Annotated in this window: 21 protein-coding genes; 12 read left to right on the forward strand and 9 right to left on the reverse strand. The window is 63.4% G+C overall.

The window, feature by feature from the left end; all coding sequences use genetic code 11:
• Positions 1-131 precede the first annotated feature (131 nt).
• Positions 132-305, forward strand: a complete 174-nt coding sequence (locus tag NTD88_RS14970; protein ID WP_175653801.1) for a PA1571 family protein — start codon at positions 132-134, stop codon at positions 303-305.
• 188 nt (positions 306-493) lie between these two features.
• On the opposite strand, the gene pdxB is transcribed toward NTD88_RS14970, so the two are convergent.
• Positions 494-1639 carry a 4-phosphoerythronate dehydrogenase PdxB gene (gene pdxB / locus NTD88_RS14975; protein WP_262154760.1) on the reverse strand — a complete coding sequence of 382 codons (1146 nt, stop codon included), beginning with the start codon at positions 1637-1639 and terminating at the stop codon, positions 494-496.
• Positions 1640-1798: 159 nt separating this feature from the next.
• On the opposite strand from pdxB, the gene NTD88_RS14980 reads away from it, so the two are divergent.
• On the forward strand, positions 1799-3190 hold the full coding sequence (locus NTD88_RS14980) for an MATE family efflux transporter (protein WP_262154761.1): 1392 nt from the start codon (positions 1799-1801) through the stop codon (positions 3188-3190).
• A gap of 3 nt (positions 3191-3193) precedes the next feature.
• On the opposite strand, the gene tusA is transcribed toward NTD88_RS14980, so the two are convergent.
• Positions 3194-3436, reverse strand: a complete 243-nt coding sequence (gene tusA, locus NTD88_RS14985; protein WP_095157984.1) for a sulfurtransferase TusA — start codon at positions 3434-3436, stop codon at positions 3194-3196.
• Between the two features lie 27 nt (positions 3437-3463).
• Positions 3464-4528, reverse strand: coding sequence for a 23S rRNA (cytidine(2498)-2'-O)-methyltransferase RlmM (gene rlmM, locus NTD88_RS14990; RefSeq protein ID WP_262154762.1), 1065 nt, complete (start codon positions 4526-4528; stop codon positions 3464-3466).
• Positions 4529-4776: 248 nt separating this feature from the next.
• On the opposite strand from rlmM, the gene acnA reads away from it, so the two are divergent.
• Positions 4777-7476: an aconitate hydratase AcnA gene (acnA, locus tag NTD88_RS14995; protein WP_262154763.1), complete on the forward strand. Its 2700-nt coding sequence runs from the start codon at positions 4777-4779 to the stop codon at positions 7474-7476.
• Positions 7477-8084: 608 nt separating this feature from the next.
• Positions 8085-9650, forward strand: a complete 1566-nt coding sequence (locus NTD88_RS15000; RefSeq protein ID WP_095157990.1) for a methyl-accepting chemotaxis protein — start codon at positions 8085-8087, stop codon at positions 9648-9650.
• Between the two features lie 57 nt (positions 9651-9707).
• On the opposite strand, the gene NTD88_RS15005 is transcribed toward NTD88_RS15000, so the two are convergent.
• On the reverse strand, positions 9708-10610 hold the full coding sequence (locus NTD88_RS15005; RefSeq protein WP_262154764.1) for an EamA family transporter: 903 nt from the start codon (positions 10608-10610) through the stop codon (positions 9708-9710).
• 114 nt (positions 10611-10724) lie between these two features.
• Between NTD88_RS15005 and NTD88_RS15010 the strand changes: the two genes are divergently transcribed.
• Positions 10725-11507, forward strand: a complete 783-nt coding sequence (locus NTD88_RS15010) for an AraC family transcriptional regulator (protein WP_262130929.1) — start codon at positions 10725-10727, stop codon at positions 11505-11507.
• A gap of 14 nt (positions 11508-11521) precedes the next feature.
• Here NTD88_RS15010 and NTD88_RS15015 read toward each other — a convergent pair whose 3' ends face one another.
• The 4 genes from NTD88_RS15015 to NTD88_RS15030 all read right to left on the reverse strand — a co-directional run bounded on the left by NTD88_RS15015 (position 11522) and on the right by NTD88_RS15030 (position 13647).
• Positions 11522-12406, reverse strand: coding sequence for a pseudouridine synthase (locus tag NTD88_RS15015; protein ID WP_262154765.1), 885 nt, complete (start codon positions 12404-12406; stop codon positions 11522-11524).
• A 50-nt stretch (positions 12407-12456) separates the two neighbouring features.
• Positions 12457-12768 (reverse strand): transcriptional regulator, encoded by a 312-nt coding sequence (locus tag NTD88_RS15020; protein ID WP_095157997.1) that lies wholly within the window; start codon positions 12766-12768, stop codon positions 12457-12459.
• Positions 12769-12861: 93 nt separating this feature from the next.
• Positions 12862-13293 carry a D-Ala-D-Ala carboxypeptidase family metallohydrolase gene (locus NTD88_RS15025; protein ID WP_262154766.1) on the reverse strand — a complete coding sequence of 144 codons (432 nt, stop codon included), beginning with the start codon at positions 13291-13293 and terminating at the stop codon, positions 12862-12864.
• Between the two features lie 117 nt (positions 13294-13410).
• A complete protein-coding gene (locus NTD88_RS15030; protein ID WP_095158001.1) occupies positions 13411-13647 on the reverse strand; it encodes a glutaredoxin family protein in 237 nt (78 codons plus the stop codon).
• Positions 13648-13816: 169 nt separating this feature from the next.
• Here NTD88_RS15030 and NTD88_RS15035 point away from each other — a divergent pair, with 169 nt between their 5' ends.
• The gene (locus tag NTD88_RS15035; RefSeq protein WP_095158003.1) at positions 13817-15775 is read left to right on the forward strand and encodes a monovalent cation:proton antiporter family protein; all 1959 of its coding nucleotides are present in this window, start codon (positions 13817-13819) and stop codon (positions 15773-15775) included.
• A 6-nt stretch (positions 15776-15781) separates the two neighbouring features.
• Here the strand turns inward: NTD88_RS15035 and NTD88_RS15040 are convergent, their stop codons facing one another.
• Positions 15782-16990, reverse strand: a complete 1209-nt coding sequence (locus NTD88_RS15040; protein WP_095158037.1) for an ammonium transporter — start codon at positions 16988-16990, stop codon at positions 15782-15784.
• Between the two features lie 310 nt (positions 16991-17300).
• Here NTD88_RS15040 and NTD88_RS15045 point away from each other — a divergent pair, with 310 nt between their 5' ends.
• The 6 genes from NTD88_RS15045 (at position 17301) to NTD88_RS15070 (ending at position 21848) form a co-directional block, all read left to right on the forward strand.
• A complete protein-coding gene (locus tag NTD88_RS15045; RefSeq protein WP_262154767.1) occupies positions 17301-17615 on the forward strand; it encodes a YqjD family protein in 315 nt (104 codons plus the stop codon).
• Between the two features lie 9 nt (positions 17616-17624).
• The gene (locus tag NTD88_RS15050) at positions 17625-17993 is read left to right on the forward strand and encodes a phage holin family protein (RefSeq protein WP_095158007.1); all 369 of its coding nucleotides are present in this window, start codon (positions 17625-17627) and stop codon (positions 17991-17993) included.
• Positions 17990-18334, forward strand: coding sequence for a hypothetical protein (locus NTD88_RS15055; RefSeq protein WP_262154768.1), 345 nt, complete (start codon positions 17990-17992; stop codon positions 18332-18334). The genes NTD88_RS15050 and NTD88_RS15055 overlap by 4 nt, the downstream gene beginning before the upstream one ends.
• A gap of 100 nt (positions 18335-18434) precedes the next feature.
• Positions 18435-19598 carry an EAL domain-containing protein gene (locus tag NTD88_RS15060; RefSeq protein ID WP_095158011.1) on the forward strand — a complete coding sequence of 388 codons (1164 nt, stop codon included), beginning with the start codon at positions 18435-18437 and terminating at the stop codon, positions 19596-19598.
• A 62-nt stretch (positions 19599-19660) separates the two neighbouring features.
• Positions 19661-20992 (forward strand): deoxyguanosinetriphosphate triphosphohydrolase, encoded by a 1332-nt coding sequence (locus tag NTD88_RS15065; protein WP_262154769.1) that lies wholly within the window; start codon positions 19661-19663, stop codon positions 20990-20992.
• 229 nt (positions 20993-21221) lie between these two features.
• Complete coding sequence (locus NTD88_RS15070; protein ID WP_262154770.1) at positions 21222-21848, forward strand: response regulator transcription factor; 627 nt, start codon at positions 21222-21224, stop codon at positions 21846-21848.
• Positions 21849-21854 lie beyond the last annotated feature (6 nt).

Raw genomic sequence — 21854 nt, forward strand, 5'->3', positions numbered from 1 at the left:
AGCACCTCTGGCTCTGCACTGAACTTTCTGGTGGACTGATTGCTCGCATGATGTGAACGGCGATGGAGTTGTAACAGACCGGTCATCACGCGGATTTAATCTAGGCTTGCCACCTGAAGAGGAGACAGGAAATGAGCTTGCAACATAGCAGCGCGAATACCCAGCAACGTTCGGTACAACCTGTACCGGTGCACGGTTCGATCATCGACGCCCAAGGGCGCGAGATCCCGATCACCGAGCAGATGATCCAGCAAGCGTGCAGCGAACTGGAAAAAAGCCGGGTCGCCCCGGCGAAGAAGAGCTGAAGCTCCACCTCATTCGAAACCCGGCGCCTGCGCCGGGTTTTTTATTGACGAAAACCGCTGGCTCCCGCCTCCGGCCCTACGCGAGCAAGCTCCCGCAAAAACGGCGTCGCTTCAGAAGTCGTCACTCACGCTGCCGGATACAGGAGCCAGCAGCCTCGCCACAGCGAATGGATAAGCTCGCAGACCTGTCAGTTTTCCAGCACACACCCCAACGCCCGCACAATCTGGCGCAGCGCCGCCGACTCCCCGTCGATCCGTACCCGCAGCCCTTCGATTTCCCGCCGCACCGGATACCCCTTGCGCAACAGGTCGAAGTTCGCCCGCTGCTGCGCCGGATCGGCGCTCAGGCTACGGCGGAAATCAGCATCGTCGCGTCGCGGGTCATAGACCGCCCGGCACAGTGTCGCCAGCGCCCAGACCGGATCGCTGTCGCCCTGCAACTCCAGCCGCGCCAGCCACGGGCGCGGCAGCAAATCGGCAAGCCAGACCTGCGCCGCCTCGCCACGCCAGGCGCAGAACGCCTGATAGATCTGCGCCGTGCCGCGCTGCTTGCCGTCGAGGCTGTAACCGGCGATATGCGGGGTGGCGATAACACACAGGTCGGCCAGCTCCGCGTCCACTTGTGGCTCTTCTTCCCAGACGTCCAGCACCGCCAGCACATCCTCGCGATCCAGCAACAGCTCACGCAGCGCGATGTTGTCGATCACCGGGCCACGGCTGGCGTTGATCAGCCAGGCGCCCTCGCGCAGGCTCGCCAGGCGCTCGGCGTCGAGCAAATGCCAGGTGGCCTGCTCGCCCGAGCGGGTCAGCGGGGTATGCAGGCTGATGACATCGCACTCGGCGAGAATCTGCTCCAGCCCGACATACTCACCACCCTCCGTCGCCTGCCGCGGCGGGTCGCAGACCAGCACCTTCCAGCCCAGCCCGCGCAGCACTTCGACCAGACGCCCGCCGACTTCACCGGCGCCAACCACACCGTAGGTGCGCGACGCCAGGTCCGCGCCATCCAGCTCGGCGAGGGTCAACAGGCTGCCCAGCACATAATCCACCACCCCACGGGCATTGCAGCCCGGCGCGCTGGACCAGTGAATGCCGGCCTCGGCGAAGTACGGCAGGTCCAGGTGATCGGTGCCGATAGTACAGGTGCCGACGAAGCGCACCCGGCTGCCCTCCAGCAACGCACGGTCGACCTTGGTCACCGAGCGCACCAGCAACACGTCGGCATCGCGCACGCAGTCGCGGTCGATGGCCCGGCCGGGGTAACGGCGGATCTCGCCAAACCCGGCAAAGAAGGCATCGAGCAGCGGGATGTTTTCGTCGGCAACTATCAGCATGGTGCTCTCCTGTGGGGGAGCGCAGTGTAGGGCCGGGAGTGGGTAAGGGGCTACAAGGTGTTGCGATCGACCTGCACATCCAACCCACCCATTTCCTGACCAATGCGTCAGGGCGTAGACTGCCCGGTTTTCCGCACACTGCCACCGGACGACCGCCTAGTGACCCTTTCCGCTACAACCACCCTCTCCCGCCCCGCCCGAATACGCGCCGAAACACGCGGGCTGCTGCACCTCGCCACGCCGATCATCGTCGCGCAACTGGCGACCACCGCCATGGGCTTCGTCGATGCGGTGATGGCCGGCCGGGTCAGCCCGGAAGATCTGGCGGCGGTCGCGCTCGGCAACTCGATCTGGATTCCGGTGTACCTGCTGATGACCGGCATCCTCCTGGCGACCACGCCGAAAGTGGCGCAGCGCTTCGGTGCCGGCCAGCACGGCGAAATCGGCCCGCTGGTACGCCAGGCACTGTGGCTGGCGCTGGTGGTAGGTCTGCTGTCCAGCGCCATGCTGCTCAGCGCCGAACCGATCCTGCGGCTGATGAAGGTCGATCCCCAACTGATCGGCCCGAGCATGGGCTACCTGCAAGGCATCGCCTTCGGTTTCCCCGGCATCGCCCTTTACTACGTGCTGCGCTGCTACAGCGATGGCCTGGGCCGCACCCGGCCGAGCATGGTCATCGGTCTGTGCGGGTTGTTGCTGAACATTCCGCTGAACTGGGTGCTGATCTACGGTCACTTCGGCATGCCGGCGCTGGGCGGTGTCGGTTGCGGCTGGGCCACCGGCATCGTCGGCTGGTTCATGGCCCTGAGCATGGCGGCCTGGAGCCGCTGGGCCCCGGCCTACGCCAGTAGCCGCGTACTGGTCAGGCTCGACCGGCCGCAGTGGGCGGTGATCAAGCGCCTGCTCGGCATCGGCCTGCCAATCGGCATCGCCGTATTCGCCGAATCGAGCATCTTTGCGGTGATCGCCCTGCTGATCGGCAGCCTCGGCCCGACCGTGGTGGCCGGGCACCAGATCGCCCTGAACATCAGCTCTCTGCTGTTCATGATTCCGTATTCGCTGGGGATGGCGGTGACCGTGCGGGTCGGTCAGGCGGTGGGGGCCGGCGACCCGTACCAGGCGCGCTTCGCCGCCCTGGTCGGGCTGGGTACGGCGCTGGTGTTCGCCGCGTTCTCGGCCAGCTTGATTCTGTTGCTGCGCGAGCAGATCGCGGCGATCTACACGCCGGACACCACGGTGATCCAGATTGCCGCGATGCTTATCGTGTTCGCCGCGCTGTACCAGTTCTCCGACGCCATCCAGGTCATCTGCGCAGGTGCGCTGCGCGGTTATCAGGACACCCGGGTGACGATGATCCTGACCCTGTTCGCGTATTGGGGCATCGGTCTGCCGGTCGGCTACCTGCTCGGCCTGACCGATGTCTTCGGCCCGGCCAGCGGCCCGAGCGGGTTGTGGCAAGGCCTGATCGCCGGCCTGACCTGCGCGGCGCTGATGCTGTCGATCCGCCTGGCGCGCAGCACCCGCCGGCATATTCGCCGGGCGGGACGCTGAGGTTCAGTCGAGCTTCTTGCGGATCCAGTAGAGGTAGGTGCCGCCCTCTTCCTGCTGCTGCACCAGTTCGTGACCGAGGAATACGCAAAACTTGGGAATGTCGCGGCGGGTCGAGGGGTCAGTGGCGATGACCTTGAGCAGGCCGCCCGCGGCGAGGTCGCGCACGTGCTGGTGCAGCATCATCACCGGCTCCGGGCAGTTCAGGCCGGTGGCGTCGAGCACGGCATCAGGGGTGAGATCGGTCATTCGGGACTCCGTAATCAGTAAGCGAATTCAGCGCGGCTTGAGGTCGAGACGGCGCAGGTGGCAGGTCACTTCCTCGCGGTCGTGATAGAGCTGCTTGCAGCCGATCGAGACCTTTACCTTGCGCGCCTTGAAGCCTTCCTCGATGCGGTCCAGCAGACGGCGCACTTCGGCGTAGCGCTGCTTCATCGGCAGTTTCAGGTTGACCACCGCCTCGCGGCAGTGCCCGCCGCCCAGCCATTCCTCGACCATCGCCGCGGTGCGCGCCGGTTTCTCGACGATGTCGCAGACCATCCAGTCCACGGTCTGCTTGGGCTTCCAGGTGAAACCGTCGACCATCAAATGCTGGACCAGCCCGGTGTCCATCAGGCTTTCGGCCATCGGCCCGTTGTCGATGGCGGTCACCAGCATGCCGCGGCGGACCAGTTGGTAGGTCCAGCCGCCCGGCGCGGCCCCGAGGTCAACGCCGGTCATGTCATCCGACAGGCGCTGGTCCCACTGGTCGCGCGGGATGAAGTGGTGCCAGGCCTCTTCCAGCTTGAGGGTCGAGCGGCTTGGCGCCTCGCGGGGGAATTTAAGGCGCGGGATGCCCATCGGCCACATCGCCGAGTTGGCCGCGTCGGCCACGCCGAGAAACACCCGCCGACCGCTGACGAAGGTCAGCAACAGCCGCGCGCTCGGGCCGTCCTCGACCAGACGGCCGGCCTTGAGCAAGGCCTTGCGCAGCGGGCCTTCGAACTTGCGGCAGAAGGTCGAAAGCTCCTTGCCGTCGTTGCTGTCCATCACTTCCAGCCAGAGACTGCCGGCCACCGGGTAATCCGCCAGATGCTCCAGCAATACGCTGATGCGGTCGGTTTCCGGCAGCTCGACAAAGCTGCCCCGCGCCCATTGGCGAGGGAAGATCAACTGGTTGAAACGCAGCTCGCGCATCATCCGCTCGGCGCCTTCGGCGTCGTTGCAGATGAACTCGGCGCAGGCGCTCTGCGGCTTGGCCTTGGCATAGCCGGCAACGCCAAGACGCGCGGCGTGTTCACTGATCTCGGAACAGACCTCGCCCTCGAAACCGGGCCGGCAATGCATGAACAGGGTATTCATCACTCACTCCAGAACGGCTGGCAGCCGATGCGCCCCAGCCCTGACCGGGGACAAGCTGCCCCGGTGAAAATCGGCGAATGATAAAGGAGTTTCGGAACTGGCGACATGCCCCGCCGGTCCAGTAAAGGGTCAGGTCGATGAAACAGGACTAACCTGACTGTTCAGCCAGGTCCGTGCCGTGCGGATCGTCACAGAGCCGGTGAAGCGGCGACAGCAAGGCCGCTCACCGACTCAGAAGGAGTTGGTCAATGCCCTCGCTCGACAGCCTGAAAACCCTCAAGACCCTGGCGGTGAATGGCCGCCCTTATCACTACTACAGCCTGACCGAGGCCGCCCGCCAGTTGGGCGACCTGCAGCGCCTGCCGATGTCGCTGAAGGTGCTGCTGGAAAACCTGCTGCGCTGGGAAGACGGCAAGACCGTCACCGGCGCCGACCTTACCGCCCTCGCCGACTGGCAGCGCGAGCGCCGCTCGGACCGCGAAATCCAGTACCGCCCGGCGCGGGTGCTGATGCAAGACTTCACCGGCGTGCCGGCGGTGGTCGACCTGGCCGCCATGCGCGCGGCCATGGAGCGGGCCGGCGGCGATCCACAGCGGATCAACCCGCTGTCGCCAGTGGATCTGGTGATCGACCACTCGGTGATGGTGGACCGCTACGCCACTCCAAGCGCCTTCGCGCAGAACGTCGATATCGAAATGCAGCGCAACGGCGAACGCTATGCCTTCCTGCGCTGGGGCCAGAACGCGTTCGACAACTTCCGCGTGGTGCCGCCCGGCACCGGCATCTGCCACCAGGTCAACCTGGAATACCTCGGCCGCACCGTCTGGACCCGCGAGGAAGACGGCCGCACCTACGCCTTCCCCGACACCCTGGTCGGCACCGACTCTCACACCACCATGATCAACGGCCTCGGCGTGCTCGGCTGGGGCGTGGGCGGTATCGAAGCCGAGGCGGCGATGCTCGGCCAGCCGGTATCGATGCTGATTCCCGAGGTGATCGGCTTCAAACTCACCGGCAAGCTGCGCGAAGGCATCACCGCCACCGACCTGGTGCTGACGGTCACGCAAATGCTGCGCAAGAAAGGCGTGGTGGGGAAATTCGTCGAGTTCTACGGCGACGGCCTCGCCGACCTGCCGCTGGCCGACCGCGCCACCCTGGCCAACATGGCCCCGGAATACGGCGCGACCTGCGGGTTCTTCCCGGTGGACGAGGTCACCCTGGATTACCTGCGCCTGTCGGGTCGGCCGGCGGAAACCGTGGAACTGGTCGAAGCCTATTGCAAGGCCCAGGGCCTGTGGCGCCTGCCCGGCCAGGAGCCGCTGTTCAGCGACACCCTGGCGCTCGACATGCTCGAGGTCCAGGCCAGCCTGGCCGGGCCGAAACGGCCGCAGGACCGGGTCTCCCTGCCCGGCGTCAGCCAGGCCTTCGATGATTTCCTCGGTTTGAACGTGCGGCGCGCCAACAGCGGCGCCGACGGCGACCAGCCCGGCGAAACCCGCTTCAGCCTCGACGGTCAGGAGCACACCTTGAAGGACGGCGCCGTGGTGATCGCCGCGATCACCTCCTGCACCAACACCTCCAACCCCAGCGTGATGATGGCGGCCGGCCTGCTGGCGAAAAAAGCCGTGGAAAAGGGCCTGCAACGCAAGCCCTGGGTCAAGAGTTCGCTGGCTCCCGGCTCCAAAGTGGTGACCGACTACTACAACGCCGCCGGCCTGACCCGCTACCTGGACGAACTGGGCTTCGACCTGGTGGGCTACGGCTGCACCACCTGCATCGGCAACTCCGGGCCGCTGGCCGACCCGATCGAGGCGGCCATCGCCAAGGCCGATCTGGTGGTGGCGTCGGTACTGTCGGGCAACCGCAACTTCGAAGGCCGGGTCCATCCGCTGGTCAAGACCAACTGGCTGGCCTCACCGCCGCTGGTGGTGGCCTACGCCCTGGCCGGCAGCGTGCGCGTCGACCTGAGCCGCGATCCGCTCGGCACCGACGCCAACGGCCAGCCGGTGTACCTGCGGGATATCTGGCCGAGCCAGCAGGAAATTGCCGCGGCGGTGGCGCAGGTGGACACGGCGATGTTCCACAAGGAATACGCCGAGGTCTTCGCCGGCGACGAGCAATGGCAAGCCATCGAAGTGCCGCAGGCCGCGACCTACGTCTGGCAGGACGATTCCACCTACATCCAGCATCCACCGTTCTTCGAAGGGATTTCCGGTCCACCGCCGGCGATCGAGGATGTCCACGGCGCGCGGATTCTGGCCCTGCTCGGGGACTCGGTGACCACCGACCACATCTCGCCCGCCGGCAATATCAAGGCCGACAGCCCGGCCGGGCGCTACCTGCGGGACAAAGGCGTGGAGCCGCGAGACTTCAACTCCTACGGCTCGCGGCGCGGCAACCACGAAGTGATGATGCGCGGCACCTTCGCCAATATCCGTATCCGCAACGAAATGCTCGGCGGCGAGGAAGGCGGCAACACCCTGCACATCCCCAGCGGCGAAAAACTGGCGATCTACGATGCGGCCATGCGTTACCGCGACGAAGGCACCCCGCTGGTGGTGATCGCCGGGCAGGAATACGGCACCGGGTCGAGCCGTGACTGGGCTGCAAAAGGCACCAACCTGCTGGGGGTCAAGGCGGTGCTGGCGGAAAGCTTCGAACGCATCCACCGCTCCAACCTGGTGGGCATGGGCGTGCTGCCGCTGCAGTTCAGCGCCGGGCAGGACCGCAAGCTGCTCAAGCTCAGCGGACGCGAGCAGATCGACATCCTCGGCCTTACCGGGGCGCGCATCGAACCACGGATGAGCCTGCACCTGCGCATCAGCCGCGAGGACGGGAGCGAGGAAACCATTGCCGTGCTTTGTCGCATCGATACTTTGAATGAAGTGGAGTACTTCAAGGCGGGCGGCATTCTGCATTACGTGTTGCGGCAATTGATTGCACATTGAGAGGAGCGAGTGATGGCTACCAAGTGCATGCCGGAAGTTGTTTAGCGCTCTCTAGATCGAGCGCCGCCCGCGCGGCGCATCGCGGATGAATCCGCTCCTACATTTTTTGCAACGTGCCATGACCTGTCAGAGAGGTGTTGCCCGCCTTTGGCTTTCGACGATGAATCGCGGGGCGGCTGTTGAGGTCGACTCGATACCGTGTCGTACCACCAAGGCGGTCAACCATGGCCTGACAGGTATAGGTACGTTGCAGCAAATGTAGGAGCGGATTCATCCGCGATGCGCCGCGCGGGCGGCGCTCGATCTTGAGGGCGCTGAAAACCTGTCGGCTAGCGCCTGGTCGCCATTACCCGGCTTCCTGACTGGCGCCTGCTGCACTTCGTATTTTTCACCCATCCGCGACACGCACCACTATGAACCATCGGTCACTCACTGACTTATGTTGCGAAAATGTGAAAGAATGCGCGCAAATTACTTGAACGTGACGACTTCACATAACTTACCCGCCTCAAGCGAATATTGAGCGGGATCAATAAAACCCAAATATTCATTCAATAATTTCGTGCGTTAGCCGATACCACACGAAAGCCTTGCGGATTGAACAGCTTATGCGTAACAACCAGCCGATTACCCAGCGCGAACGGACTTTCCCTGCCCAACAACGGTTGATTTCGACTACCGATGCCAAGGGTGTCATTACGTATTGCAACGAAGCTTTCATCGAGATCAGCGGTTTCTCCCGCGACGAACTGATGCGTGCGCCACACAACCTGGTTCGCCACCCGGACGTGCCGCCAGCGGTGTTTGCCCACATGTGGACCACCCTCAAGCAAGGCCTGCCCTGGATGGGCATCGTCAAGAACCGCTGCAAAAGCGGCGATCACTACTGGGTAAACGCCTACGTCACGCCGATCTACGACAACAACCAGATCGTCGGTTACGAGTCGGTGCGGGTAAAACCGACCGCCGAGCAGGTCCGCCGCGCCGAGGCGCTGTACAAGCGCATCAACGATGGCAAGTCGGCCATCCCGCGCCGCGACAAGTGGCTGCCGGTGCTGCAGGACTGGCTGCCGTTCATCATGGTCAGCCAGATCGGCTTCCTGATCGGCATCTGGTTGGGTCACTCGTGGGGCTTCGCCCTCGCCGCCGCACTCTCGGTGCCGCTCGGCCTGCTGGGCCTGAGCTGGCAACAACGCGGCCTCAAGCGCCTGCTGCGCCTGGCCGAACAGACCACGTCCGACCCGCTGATCGCGCAGATGTTCACTGACAGCCGCGGCGTCCAGGCTCGCCTGGAAATGGCCATGCTCAGCCAGGACGCACGCCTGAAGACCTGCCTGACCCGCCTGCAGGACACCGCCGAACACCTCAACGAGCAAGCCCGGCAGTCCGATGCCCTGGCCCACAACAGCTCGTCAGGCCTGGAGCGCCAGCGCGTCGAGACCGAACAGGTCGCCGCCGCCGTCAACGAAATGGCCGCCACCACCCAGGAAGTGGCCAACCACGTACAGCGCACCGCCGACGCGACCCAGGCCGCCAACCGCCTGACCGACCGTGGCCGCAGCATCGCCGGGGAAACCCGCGACGCCATCCAGCGCCTGTCCACTGCCGTGGGCGAGACCGGCCAGACCGTCACCCAACTGGCCCGCGACAGCGATGAAATCGGCGGCGTAGTGGATGTCATCAAAGGCATCGCCGACCAGACCAACCTGCTGGCACTGAACGCCGCCATCGAAGCCGCCCGCGCCGGTGAAATGGGCCGCGGCTTCGCCGTGGTAGCCGACGAAGTCCGCCAACTGGCACAGCGCACCAGCGAATCCACCGGGCAGATCCACAGCCTGATCGCCAAGCTGCAGCAGACCGCGTCCAACGCCGTGCAAACCATGGAAGCCGGGCACCGTCAGGCCGAAGAAGGCGTGGCCCGGGTCATGGAAGCGGACCAGGCGCTGGTGGGCATCAGCGAGGCGGTGGCCAATATCACCGACATGACCACCCAGATCGCCGCTGCCACCGAGCAACAGACGTCGGTGGCCGAGGAAATCAGCCGCAATATCAGCACCATCGCGGCGCTGGCCGACCAGACTTCCGAGCAGGCCCAGCATTCGGCCCTGCTCAGCGAAGAACTGACCCTCACCGCCACCACCCAGTACTCGCTGGTGGAACGCTTCAACCGCTAAGCGCGAAACGGTGAAACGAAAAGGCCCGGGAAAGCGATTTCCCGGGCCTTTTTCATTTCACGATGACTCCAGCCCGGCCTTTCGCCGAACTTCTCGCCCCAATGCCACTCGCCCTTTCTTCATGCCAATAGCAAGTGCAGACAAGATCAGCGCGATGGATATCCAGTCCCATCCGCTCGGAACCTGATGAACGATAAAGATCGAGCTGACAATTCCGAATACCGGAATCAAAAGTGACAGGGGTGCCACCTTCGAGACCGCATATTCACGCAGAAGGAAATTCCACCCCCAATAGCAAAAGTGCGTCGCGGCATACACCTGAAATGCCAGTGAAAAGAGTGCGCTTGAATCCATCGCTGATGCGAGATCATCAAAGGGTGCAGCCCCCTGTAGCCACCACGTCAGCAGCAGAAGCGGTATCGGAGGAAAGAGGCTCGCCCACACGACAAAGGCGAATATCTCCTTCACCTTGGAAATCTTGATGATGACGTTGCCGATACTCCATGCCACGGCGCTGATCATGACCAACAGGAAACCTGTAGACGTGGCTTTTCCAGGGCTGCCCAGCAGAATGCCGGCCAGCCCTGTTGCAGCCAGCCCGATACCGATAAGTTGAGGCCAAGTAAGACTCTCGCGGAACAACAGTACGCCCCACCCCAACGTGAAGAACGCACTGAACTGAATCAACAACGACGCACTGCCGGGCGGCACCCCCATGGCAATTCCGAGATTGATCAACGCCCACATGGCAACACCAAAAATCAAGCCATAGGCCACCAACCACTGCATGGCGACGTTTGGACGCTTCACGAAAAATACCCAGGGGAATGCGGCAAGCGCGAATCGAATGGCGGTCAAGAGCAACGGATCAATGTGGGCCAATCCCAGCTTGGTGATCGGGAAGTTGAATCCCCACACAGCTGTCACAAGGACAGCAAGGAGCAAATGTTTTCTCTGCATGGTCGGCGGTCTTTTCTAGTCCTGGCAGGAAGTAGCCTGGAAACGTAGGGAACTATGCCGCGCCTACGATTGGCCCACTTTCAATTTCAGGTCATGCAAAGATAAAATCAGGCCATGATGAAAGTTATGGTCAATCCCTACGAAGACACGCCCGGTGATGTGGTTGTGACAAGGCAAGACTATGCCGACGGCGAACTGTTCCCGATGCATAGCCATCGGAGAGGCCAGTTCGCCTACGCCGCTTGCGGCGTCATCACCGTCGAAACCGAGGCAGGCAACTGGGCCGTCCCGCCGCTACGGGCTATCTGGGTGCCCGCTGGATTGAGCCATGCCATGCAGATGCGTGGCCCCGTGACCATGCTTAACACTTACATTCGCCCGCACGCGGCACAAAGCGTCGGACTTCCCGAGCATTGCCAGGTCTTTGGCGTCTCGACATTGGTACAGCAACTGCTAGAGAAGGCTGTTGATGTTCCCGCCCATCACTCATCAAAAGGGCGCGATGCACACTTGATGGGACTGCTCCTCTATGAAATTGCCAATATGCCTGCGCTGTCGCTCAATGCGCCCATTCCCGGCGAACCGCGCCTTGCACTGGCATGTAACGGCTTCCTTGCTGCGCCTTCCCTGGAAATCGGAATCGACGACATGGCAGAGCGTGCTGGAATGAGTCGCCGGACATTCACCCGTCAGTTCCGAACCTATACAGGGATTAGCTACATTGAGTGGCGTCAACAGGCGTGTTTGTTGGCGGCCGTCGTTCGATTGGGGAATGGCGAACCTGTTACGCGCGTTGCCATGGATCTTGGATACAGCAGCCCAAGCGCCTTTGCGACAGTGTTCAAAAGCGCCCTTGGTGAGACCCCAAGCAGATACTTTCAGGGGCCTCAGTACTGACGGGTGTCAGGGGCCTACCAATCCAGCGACAAGCGGCTCTCGAAGTACCGCGCCTCGCCCGTCAACGGATCCTCGAAGCGCAGGCTCCGCGCCAGCAGCTTCAACGGTCTGGCGTAATCGTCCTCACCCTGTAGCACATCGGGGTAGAACGGGTCGTTGCAGAGCGGCGCACCGAGCGCCGCCATATGCACCCGCAACTGATGGGTCTTGCCAGTGACCGGCGACAAACCATAGCGCCAAAGCTCGCCATTTTTCTCCAGCACCTCGGCCACGGTCTCGCTGTTGCTCGTGCCGGGCACTTCCTGCATGCGGAAAAATGGCTCGCCGCTGGCCATGCGGCTTTTGTGCACCAAGGGGAAATTCAGGTCCGGTAAGGCCGGGGCGATGGCCTGGTACTGCTTGTCGATGCGACGGGTGGGGAAAAGTTGCTGGTACGCCGAGCGGCTGTCCGGGTTGGCGGAAAACAGCACCAGCCCGGCGGTGTGCCGGTCGATGCGGTGCAGCGGCACCAGATGAGGGTTGTCGAGGCGGCGGATCAGGCGCCGCAGCAAGGTCTGTTCGACATACTCGCCGGTCGGCGTCACCGGCAGGAAATGCGGCTTGTCAGCCACCACCAGATGCTCATCGACATGGAGAATGTGCTCCAGCACCGGAATCGGCTTCTCGTTGGGGACTTCACGAAAATAGTGAATGCGCAAACCCGGACGATAAGGATGATCGACGCCGATTGGCTGACCCTGGGCATCCAGCACCCGCCCCCGGGCGATGCGATCGAGCCACTGCTCCCGGCTGATCGCCTTGAAGTGATCGCACAGGCAATCCAGCACGCTGACCCAGTTGCCCGGCGGCAGGCAAACCGTACTGGCCTGATGCTGGGCCGGGTTGAAGGAAGCACTCATGGAAACACTCACGACCTGATGGCCGGCCATTATCGCGAATGACCGCCACCTCAGCCAGCCTCGACCGCCGCCTGGTCGCACGCGGTCTTCAACCAGCGCAGCACATCGACCGCCTCCCAGCGGCTGGCGTCGTACAGGGCGTAGGCCAGGCCCTGATAGCCGACCACGTCCAGCGGCCGGTGGAAGCCGGCGCGCTGGAACAACGCCTCGACCTCGGCAAAGCAGGTATTGAAGTGCACCTTGCCGAACGGCGTACGGTCGTCGGTGACCAGCCCGTCGATGCGCAGGTCCAGCACGGCTTCACTCACACGCTCGACGGACATGTGGTTGACGCTGTATTTCAGTTGTTCGACGTTGACCATCGCTGTTCTCCGGGCGCGAAAGAGCCGGCCCCAATACTGTATTTATATACAGGATAGGAGGCCGGCGGCATGGGCGTCAATCAACGCCCGGGTTCATTGCAGACCCGGCAGATAACCGGTGCCCTTGCGGATGGTCAGCACCTCGCGGCGCTGGCGGCCTTCGGCGAAGCCCAGATGAACCCAGCCGTCGAACTCGAAGATCAACTGATCGAACGACAAAGCGCTGTCCATGATTCGCCGCGCAAGGTCGCGCGGGGTCAGCGAGACGGCAATGATATCGGCGGCCAGTCCGCCGATATGCGCGCTGGAGCGGGAACCGCCGATACGGCGGTTGAGCAGCTCGCTACGGTAGCCGCTGGTGATGAGGATCGGCTGCTCGACCAGGCTGCGCACCGCTTCGAGGCTGCGGCAGGTCTCCACAAGGTTGGCGATGGTCTGGCTGTCAGGATCGTTATCAATGCCTTCGCGGCTGGCGACTTGCGAGGCGGTCATTTCGGCAAGGGTGAAATGCGGGGTGAGAAACATCGGAGCCACTCCTTTGGCTGGGGAATTGGCGCAGGCCACAGACCCGCGCCAGCGGATTCTCCAACCCGCACCCCAAGGATGCACCCGCACATGTGCGTCGAGATGTTAATCACCGGCTCAGCGCAGGAAAGCCACCACCTGGTCCGCATCGAACGGCCAGTTCAGCTCGGCGCCGCTGTCGCAGCGGCGCAGGACCGGAATCAGCAACCCGTAGCGCTCCACCTGGAGGGCGTCGTCGCCGATGTCGACCAACTCGACCAGCAGCCCATGCTCGACGAACGGCATGAGCAAGGCTTCGGCGACTTCGCACAGGTGACAACCCAGGGTGCCGAACAATTGGCATTCAGGAAGCATGAAAAATACCGATACAAAATGGACGATGGCGTCATTCTAGGGCCACGAAAAAACGCCGTCGAGACACACAGGACGACTACACCCCGGATTGACCTGGATCAATTCGCAATCCCGTGGAGGACTGTACTCTGGTCGTTTTTTTGCCGTTTTTTTACATGGAGTATGTGGTGTGTTTGCAAACCTGCTGATCATCCTGGCGTCGTCACTGGTCGTCATTGCCGTGTTCAGGCGCCTGCAATTGCCGCCTGTGCTGGGCTACCTGTGTGTCGGACTATTCGTCGGTCCGACGGCGCTGGACTGGGTCAACGAAAGTGAAGAACTGCCGGACCTCGCGGAAATGGGCGTGGTGTTCCTGCTGTTTTCCCTGGGCCTGGAGTTCTCGCTGTCGAAAATGCTCGCCCTGCGCCGGGTGGTGTTTGGCCTTGGCAGCCTGCAGGTCGCCTGCACCGGCCTGCTCCTGGCCGGCGTCTTGTCGCTGCTCGGCATGCCCAGCACCGCCGCGCTGCTGCTCGGTGGCGGGCTGGCGCTGTCGTCGACGGCGATCGTCAGCAAGGAGCTGACCAGCCTCGGCGAAATCTTCAGCAGCCACGGCCAGAACGCCATCGGCGTATTGCTGTTCCAGGATGTGGTGGCGGTCCTGCTGCTGACCCTGGTGCCGGTGTTCGCCGGCGAAGGCGGCCAGGCCTGGTATTGGGCGCTGCCGCTGACCCTGGGCAAGACCGTGGTGCTGTTCGTCGGCCTGCTGCTGGCCAGCCGCTGGCTGTTGCCGCGGCTGTTCCACGAGGTGGCCAGCTCGCACTCGGCGGAGCTGTTCGTGTTGCTGGCGCTGGTGATCGTCCTGCTTACCGCCTGGTTGACCCACCTGCTCGGCCTGTCGCCGGCGCTAGGCGCGTTCCTCGCCGGCATGCTGCTCGGCGAAAGCAACTACCGGCACCAGATCGAAGCGGATATCCGCCCGTTCCGCGACATCCTGCTGGGTCTGTTCTTCGTCAGTATCGGCATGCTCATCGACCTGCAACTGTTCGCCAGCCATGGCCTGGAAATCCTCGGCCTGACCCTTGGCCTGCTGCTGTTGAAAGGTTGCGTGGTGGCGGCGCTGGTGCGGGTGCGTGGCAGTGACGCGGAAACCGCCTGGCGCAGCGGCCTGGCCCTGGCCCAGGGCGGCGAGTTCTGCTTCGCGCTGATGGCGCAGATGCAACTGAGCAACCTGTTGCCGGAAGAACTCGGCCACCTGCTGCTCGCCGCGACCTTCTGCTCGATGCTGGTCACGCCGCTGCTGCTGCGCGCCGCGCCCGCCATCGCTCTGCGCCTGCACCGCAAGCCCAACGAAGAAGTCCACCTGGAAGAAATCGAAGCGCAGAGCGCCACAATGGACGGCCATGTGCTGATCTGCGGCTACGGCCGTGTCGGTCAGTCCATTGGCCGTTTCCTGCGCCGCGAGCAACAGGCGTTCATCGCCCTCGACGATGACCCGGTGCGGGTCCAGGAAGCCGCCGCCGGCGAAAACTGCGTGCACTACGGCGACTCGCGCCGGGGCGAATTGCTGGAGGCGATTGGCCTGGACCGGGCACGCTTGCTGGTGATCGCGGTGGACAACACCGACGTGGCAATGACCGTGCTCAAGGCCGCGCGCCACCTCAACAGCCAGATCCCGATCCTGGTGCGCACCCGCGACGACAGCCTGCGCGACGAGTTGCGCGCCGCCGGCGCCAGCGCGGTGGTCCCGGAACTGCTGGAGTCGAGCCTGATGCTGGCGTCCCACGCGCTGATCATGCTGGGCGTGCCCGAAGCACGGGTCCGCGAGCGCATCGACGAAGTGCGGCAGAACCGCTACCGCTTGCTGCACGGTTTCTACCACGGTGCGCAAACCCATCTGGTCGACGCCGAAGGCAAGCCCAAGGTGCTGATGCACGCGGTCAATCTCGGCGCCGACGCCTATGCTTGCGGGCGCAAGCTGGAGGATCTCGGGCTGGAGCAACTGGGCGTCGAACTGCGTGCGGTGCAGCGCAACGGCAGCGAGCTGGCGGTAGATACCGCGACCTGCCTGCACGCCGGTGATGCCGTGCTGCTGTGCGGCCCGCTGGCCGCCATCGAGGCCAGCGAGTCGCGTTTGCGCACCGGCCGCTGAGGCCGATCAGTCCTGGCTGGTGGCGCCGATCTTGTGGATCGACAGGTCGGCGCCGTAATACTCCTGCTCCTGGCTCAGGCGCAGGCCATGGACCCGCTTGATGCTGCCGTACACGACAAAACCGCCGGCCAGCGCCACGACCACACCGGCCAGGGTGCCGATCAACTGGCTGGCCAGGCTCACGCCACCGAGGCCGCCGAGCAGTTCCTGACCGAAGATGCCGCAGGCGATCCCGCCCCACACGCCACAAATGCCGTGCAACGGCCAGACACCCAGCACATCGTCGATCTTCCAGCGGTTCTGGGTCGCGGTGAAGCACCAGACGAACAGGCCACCGGCAATCGCGCCGGTGGCGAGCGCGCCCACCGGATGCATCAGGTCGGAGCCCGCGCAGATCGCCACCAGCCCGGCCAGCGGGCCGTTGTGCAGGAAGCCCGGGTCATTGCGACCGACCAGCAGCGCCGCGACGGTGCCGCCCACCATCGCCATCAATGAGTTGACCGCCACCAGGCCGCTGACCGCAGACAGGGTCTGGGCGCTCATCACGTTGAAGCCGAACCAGCCGACGATCAGGATCCACGACCCCAGCGCCAGGAACGGAATGTTCGACGGTGCAAACGCCACCAGCCGGCCGTCGCGGTAGCGTCCGTTGCGCGGGCCAAGCAGCAGCACCGCCGCCAGCGCCAGCCAGCCGCCCATGGCGTGCACCACCACGGAGCCGGCGAAGTCATGGAAGCCCGCGCCAAAGCGCTCCTGCAGCCATGCCTGCACCCCGAAGTTGCCATTCCAGACGATGCCTTCGAAGAACGGGTAGACGAACGCAACGATCAGGAAGGTTGCGCACAATTGCGGGGCGAAGCGTGCACGCTCGGCTATCCCGCCGGAAATGATCGCCGGGATCGCCGCAGCGAAGGTCAGCAGGAAGAAGAACTTCACCAGGCCGTAGCCGTGCTCGGCGCCGAGGGTCGCGGCCGGGTGCAGGAAGTGCGTGCCGTAGGACAGCCAGTAGCCGATGAAGAAATAGGCCAGGGTCGATACGGCGAAGTCGCTGAGGATCTTCGACAGCGCATTGACCTGATTCTTGTGCCGCACCGTGCCGACTTCGAGGAAGGCAAAACCGGCGTGCATGGCCAGCACCATCACCGCCCCGAGGAGGATGAACAGGGTATTGGAGCCCTGGACCAGAGAGTCCACGGCGCTTTGCAAATTTTCCATGAAGTCGGCAGACCTGCAGAATGGAAAAAGCACCAAAGCGGTTCGAAAGCCTTCCAGCGCGCACCAACCTGGATCAATTGGGCGCCCATCCGTGACCGGAAAGACCGCAGCGTGGTGATTTTTCCTGGGTTTGTCTTGAATTGGGTTATGGTTTAGCGGCCGGCCAGAGCGGCCTGCGCCCGCAAACGGCGCAGGCGCCCGGCAAAGCGCACCACTGCGAAGCAAATGCTGTACCAGCCACATCGCAGTGAACCTTCCGCCTCACCGCGCACTCGAAATTCCAATTGCCAAACCCCTCATGGAGAATCGTATGGCCCGCAAATCCGCAGAGACCGCCCAGGACATCCTCAAGGCCGACTTCCAGGCGCTGGTGCGTGACACCGAGAAGCTTCTGGAACACAGCGCCACCCTCGCCGGCGACCAGGCCGACGAGCTTCGCGCACAGATCCACGACAGCCTGCTGCGCGCCCGCGAAACCCTGCAACAAACCGAAAACAACCTGCGCGTGCGCGGTCAGGCAGCACTGACCAGCACCGAAGATTACGTGCAGAGCAATCCATGGCAATCCATCGGCATCGCCGCCGGGGTCGGTTTCCTGGTGGGCCTGCTGGCCAGCCGGCGCTGAGGAACGGGCATGGAAAACCAAACCCCCGGCTCGTCTTCGCGGCGCCTCGGCGCCGCCATCCTCGGCCTGCTGCACGGCCATGTTGAGCTGTTCGGCATCGAGCTGCAGGAACAGAAAGCCCGCACGCTGAGCCTGCTGCTGTTTGCCGGGCTGGCACTGGTGTTCGCCCTGCTCTTGCTCACCGCACTGTCGGCCCTGCTGCTGGTGTTGCTGTGGGACAGCTACCGTCTTGCCGGAATCATCGGCCTCTGCGTGTTCTACAGCCTGGCCGCAGTGTTCTGCGCCATTCGCCTGAAAGCCGCGGTGCACGACGAATCCTCGCCGTTCAGCGGCACCCTCGAAGAACTTGCCAAGGACCGGGAGCGCCTGTTGCCATGAGCCTGACAGAACTTCCACAAACCACCGATCGACGCGAACTGCGCAAGGCGCTGGTGCGCCTGCGCATGGAAATGCACCGCCAGGAAATCCGCCATGAGGCGGGCCAGGCCCTCAAACCGCTGACCCGCCTGCGCAGCATGGGCGACAACCTGCAAAGCGGGCTGCAAGGCGGACTGGGCATCAAGCACGCGCCGCTGTGGGGCATCGGCGCGTTGGTGGTGCTGGGTTTTCTCACGGGCAAAGGTGCACGCAGCGGCAACCTCGGCCGGCTGACCAAGCTCACCAGTAGCCTTTTGCCGCTAATTCGCCTGTTCATGCAATCACCGCCCAACCAGCGCTGAGCGAACTGGCGGCATTCTTGCAGAACGATGCCCTCAAGGCGGGCTCCGGTCCGCCGCCGCGCTTTCGAGCGTCCCGCGTCTGACTCAACAAGGAGCCGCCGTGTCCGACGAGCAACCGCTCGCCTGTTTCCAGCCGTTCATCGACACCGCCACAGGCCGTATCGCTGGCGTCGAAGCCCTGGGTCGCCTGCGCCGAAGCGATGGTCAATTGCGCTCGGTAGGGCCCCTTTTCAGTGACCCGCACATTCCCTCCAGCGAGTTGCTGCAACTCGACCGGACCCTGCGGGAACAGGCCCTCAAACAATTTCGCCAGGCACCGGAAGACTGGTTCCTGAGCCTGAATATCTCGCCGCGCTGGGTCAGTGAACTGCAACCCGGTCAGCCGCTGCCGAGCCTGATGCAATTGCAGCAACAGGGCATCGACCCGCAACGGGTGGTCTTCGAGATCACCGAGCTGGGTGGCGACCCTGAACGCCTGTCCATGGTGGTGCGGCACTACCGGGAAGCCGGCGCGCGCGTTGCTATCGATGATTTTGGCGCCGGCTATTCGCAACTGGACCGGGTGTTGTCGCTGCAACCGGACATCCTCAAACTCGACATGCGCCTGTTCCAGGCTGCGGCCCGCGGCGGACCGAGCAGCGAGGTGGTCAAGGCGCTGGCCCAGATGGCCGAGAAGACCGGCTGCTGGATCATCGCCGAGGGCGTCGAAACCGAAGCCGAACTGAACTTCGCCCTGGAATGCGGCGCACGCTACCTGCAGGGCTTTCTCTTCGCCGCTGCCGAACCCGGCTTCTTCCCGGCGCAGACCTTCGCCGGGCGCTTCGCCCAACTGCGCGAGCAGTACGTGCAAGGCAAGCTGGCCGAGCGCGCGCGGTTGATGCAGCGGCGTCAGCAACTGGTGGAACTGATGCCACGGCTGCAGGACTGGGCACTGACCAACGCGCCGATCGAAGCGCTGCCGGACCTTCAGGCCTACCCCTGGCTGCTGCGCTTCTTCCTGTGTGACCGCCACGGCACCCAACTGACGCCGAACCTGGAATGGCGCCAGCAAGGCTGGCACGTCGATTCCAGCTATCTGGGCCACAACTGGTCCTGGCGCCCTTACTTCTATCACCTGCTGGCCGAGGGCTGGGACGAGCGCCGACTGATCCTTTCCAGCACCTACCGCGACGCCACCACCAACCAGTACTGCCTGACTGCCGGGCAATTTTTCGATGGTGGACGCCGCCTGCTGCTGATCGATCTCGACGCCGCCGGACTTTGAGCTTGCGGCCCGGCGGCCGACACGGGAAGCTAGGCCCCTGCCCCTGATACGGAGAACCGGCCTTGGATTGGCACACACTGCTCACCCGCGAACGCCTCGGCAAACCCCTGCACAGCCCTGAAGAGTTGGGTCGCAGCCCCTTTCACAAGGACCATGACCGCATCATCTTCTCCGGCGCCTTCCGCCGCCTGGGCCGCAAGACCCAGGTTCACCCGGTCACTAGCAACGATCACATCCACACCCGCCTGACCCACTCGCTGGAAGTGAGTTGCGTGGGTCGCTCGCTGGGCATGCGCGTTGGCGAAACCCTGCGCGACGCCCTGCCCGACTGGTGCGAGCCGAGCGACCTGGGCATGGTCGTGCAATCGGCCTGCCTGGCCCACGACATCGGCAACCCGCCGTTCGGGCACTCTGGCGAAGACGCCATCCGCCACTGGTTCCAGCAGGCCGCCGGACGCGGCTGGCTGGATGCGATGAGCGAGGCCGAACGCGGCGACTTCCTCAACTTCGAAGGCAACGCCCAAGGCTTTCGTGTGCTCACCCAGCTCGAATACCACCAGTTCGACGGCGGCACCCGGCTGACCTACGCCACCCTCGGCACGTACCTGAAATACCCGTGGACCGCCCGCCACGCCGACTCGCTGGGCTACAAGAAACACAAGTTCGGCTGCTACCAGAGCGAACTGCCGCTGCTCGAACAGATCGCCCACAAGCTCGAACTGCCGTTGCTCGACAACCAGCGCTGGGCGCGGCACCCGCTGGTGTACCTGATGGAGGCGGCCGATGACATCTGCTATGCGCTGATCGACCTGGAAGACGGCCTGGAGATGGAACTGCTGGACTACGCCGAAGTGGAGTCGCTGCTCCTCGGCCTGGTCGGCGACGATCTGCCGGAAACCTACCGCCAGCTCGGCCCGCAGGACTCGCGGCGGCGCAAGCTGGCGATCCTCCGCGGCAAGGCCATCGAACACCTGACCAACGCCGCGGCACGGGCGTTCGTCGAACAGCAGCGGGCGTTGCTGGCCGGCACGCTGGAGGGCGATCTGGTCGAACACATGGAAGGGCCGGCGAAACGCTGCGTGCTGCAGGCCAAGGACATCGCGCGCAAGAAAATCTTCCAGGACAAACGCAAGACGCTGCATGAGATCGGCGCCTACACGACCCTGGAAATCCTCCTCAACTCCTTCTGCGGTGCCGCCCTGGAACAGCATGGCGGACGCACGCCGTCGTTCAAGCATCGACGCATCCTCGACCTGCTCGGCAACAACGCTCCCGATCCAAACGCCTCGTTGCACGCGGCGTTCCTGCGCATGATCGACTTCATCGCCGGGATGACCGACAGCTATGCCAGCGAAATGGCCAGGGAAATGACCGGGCGTTCCAGTCCGGTCTGAACCTCACTGCCCGTCCGGCCCCGTCATCGGGCCGGACATTGAGGTAACAGGCGATATTGATGCCAATCGATAATTAGCCAAGCAACTTCAAAAACAAACTTTGTAGTAAATAGCAAAATACAAAGTAGGAAAATTCCTATATTAAAGCTCAACCCCACTCTATCTAAGTGCACGCTGCATATCTGGGCTATGGTGCCGGCTCTACATGAGTCCCTTTTGGAAGATGAGCATGCACTCTGTTTTTATTGTCGATGACCATCCTGTCATACGCTTGGCCTTGCGCTTGCTGCTGGAGAACGAGGGTTATCGGATCGCCGGGGAATCCGATAACGGTGTAGACGCCATGCAGATGCTCCGCGAAAGCCCGCCGGACCTGGTCATTCTCGATATCGGCATCCCCCGGCTCGACGGCCTGGAAGTCCTTTCGCGCTTCAACAGCATGTCGCTGCCCCTGAAAATACTGGTGCTGACAGCACAGTCCCCGGCGCTCTTCGCCATTCGCTGCATGTTGTCCGGCGCTTGCGGTTACGTCTGCAAACAGGAAGACCTGAGTGAACTGCTAAGTGCCGTCAAAGCGGTTCTTTCCGGATATAACTACTTCCCCAGCCAGGCGGTCTATCCGTTGCGCCAACAGGTTGAAATCGAGGAAGAAATAGAACTGTTCAAGTCGGTCAATGATCGCGAACTCATGGTGCTGCAACTGTTCGCCCAAGGCAAAAGCAACAAGGAAATTGCCGAAGGCATGTTCCTCAGCAACAAGACTGTCAGTACTTACAAGAAACGCCTGATGCAGAAACTCAAGGCGCGTTCATTGGTAGAGCTGATCGAGATGGCCAAACGCAACGAACTGGTGTGACCCGAC

Source organism: Pseudomonas sp. 20P_3.2_Bac5 (assembly GCF_025466035.1).
GTDB lineage: Bacteria > Pseudomonadota > Gammaproteobacteria > Pseudomonadales > Pseudomonadaceae > Aquipseudomonas.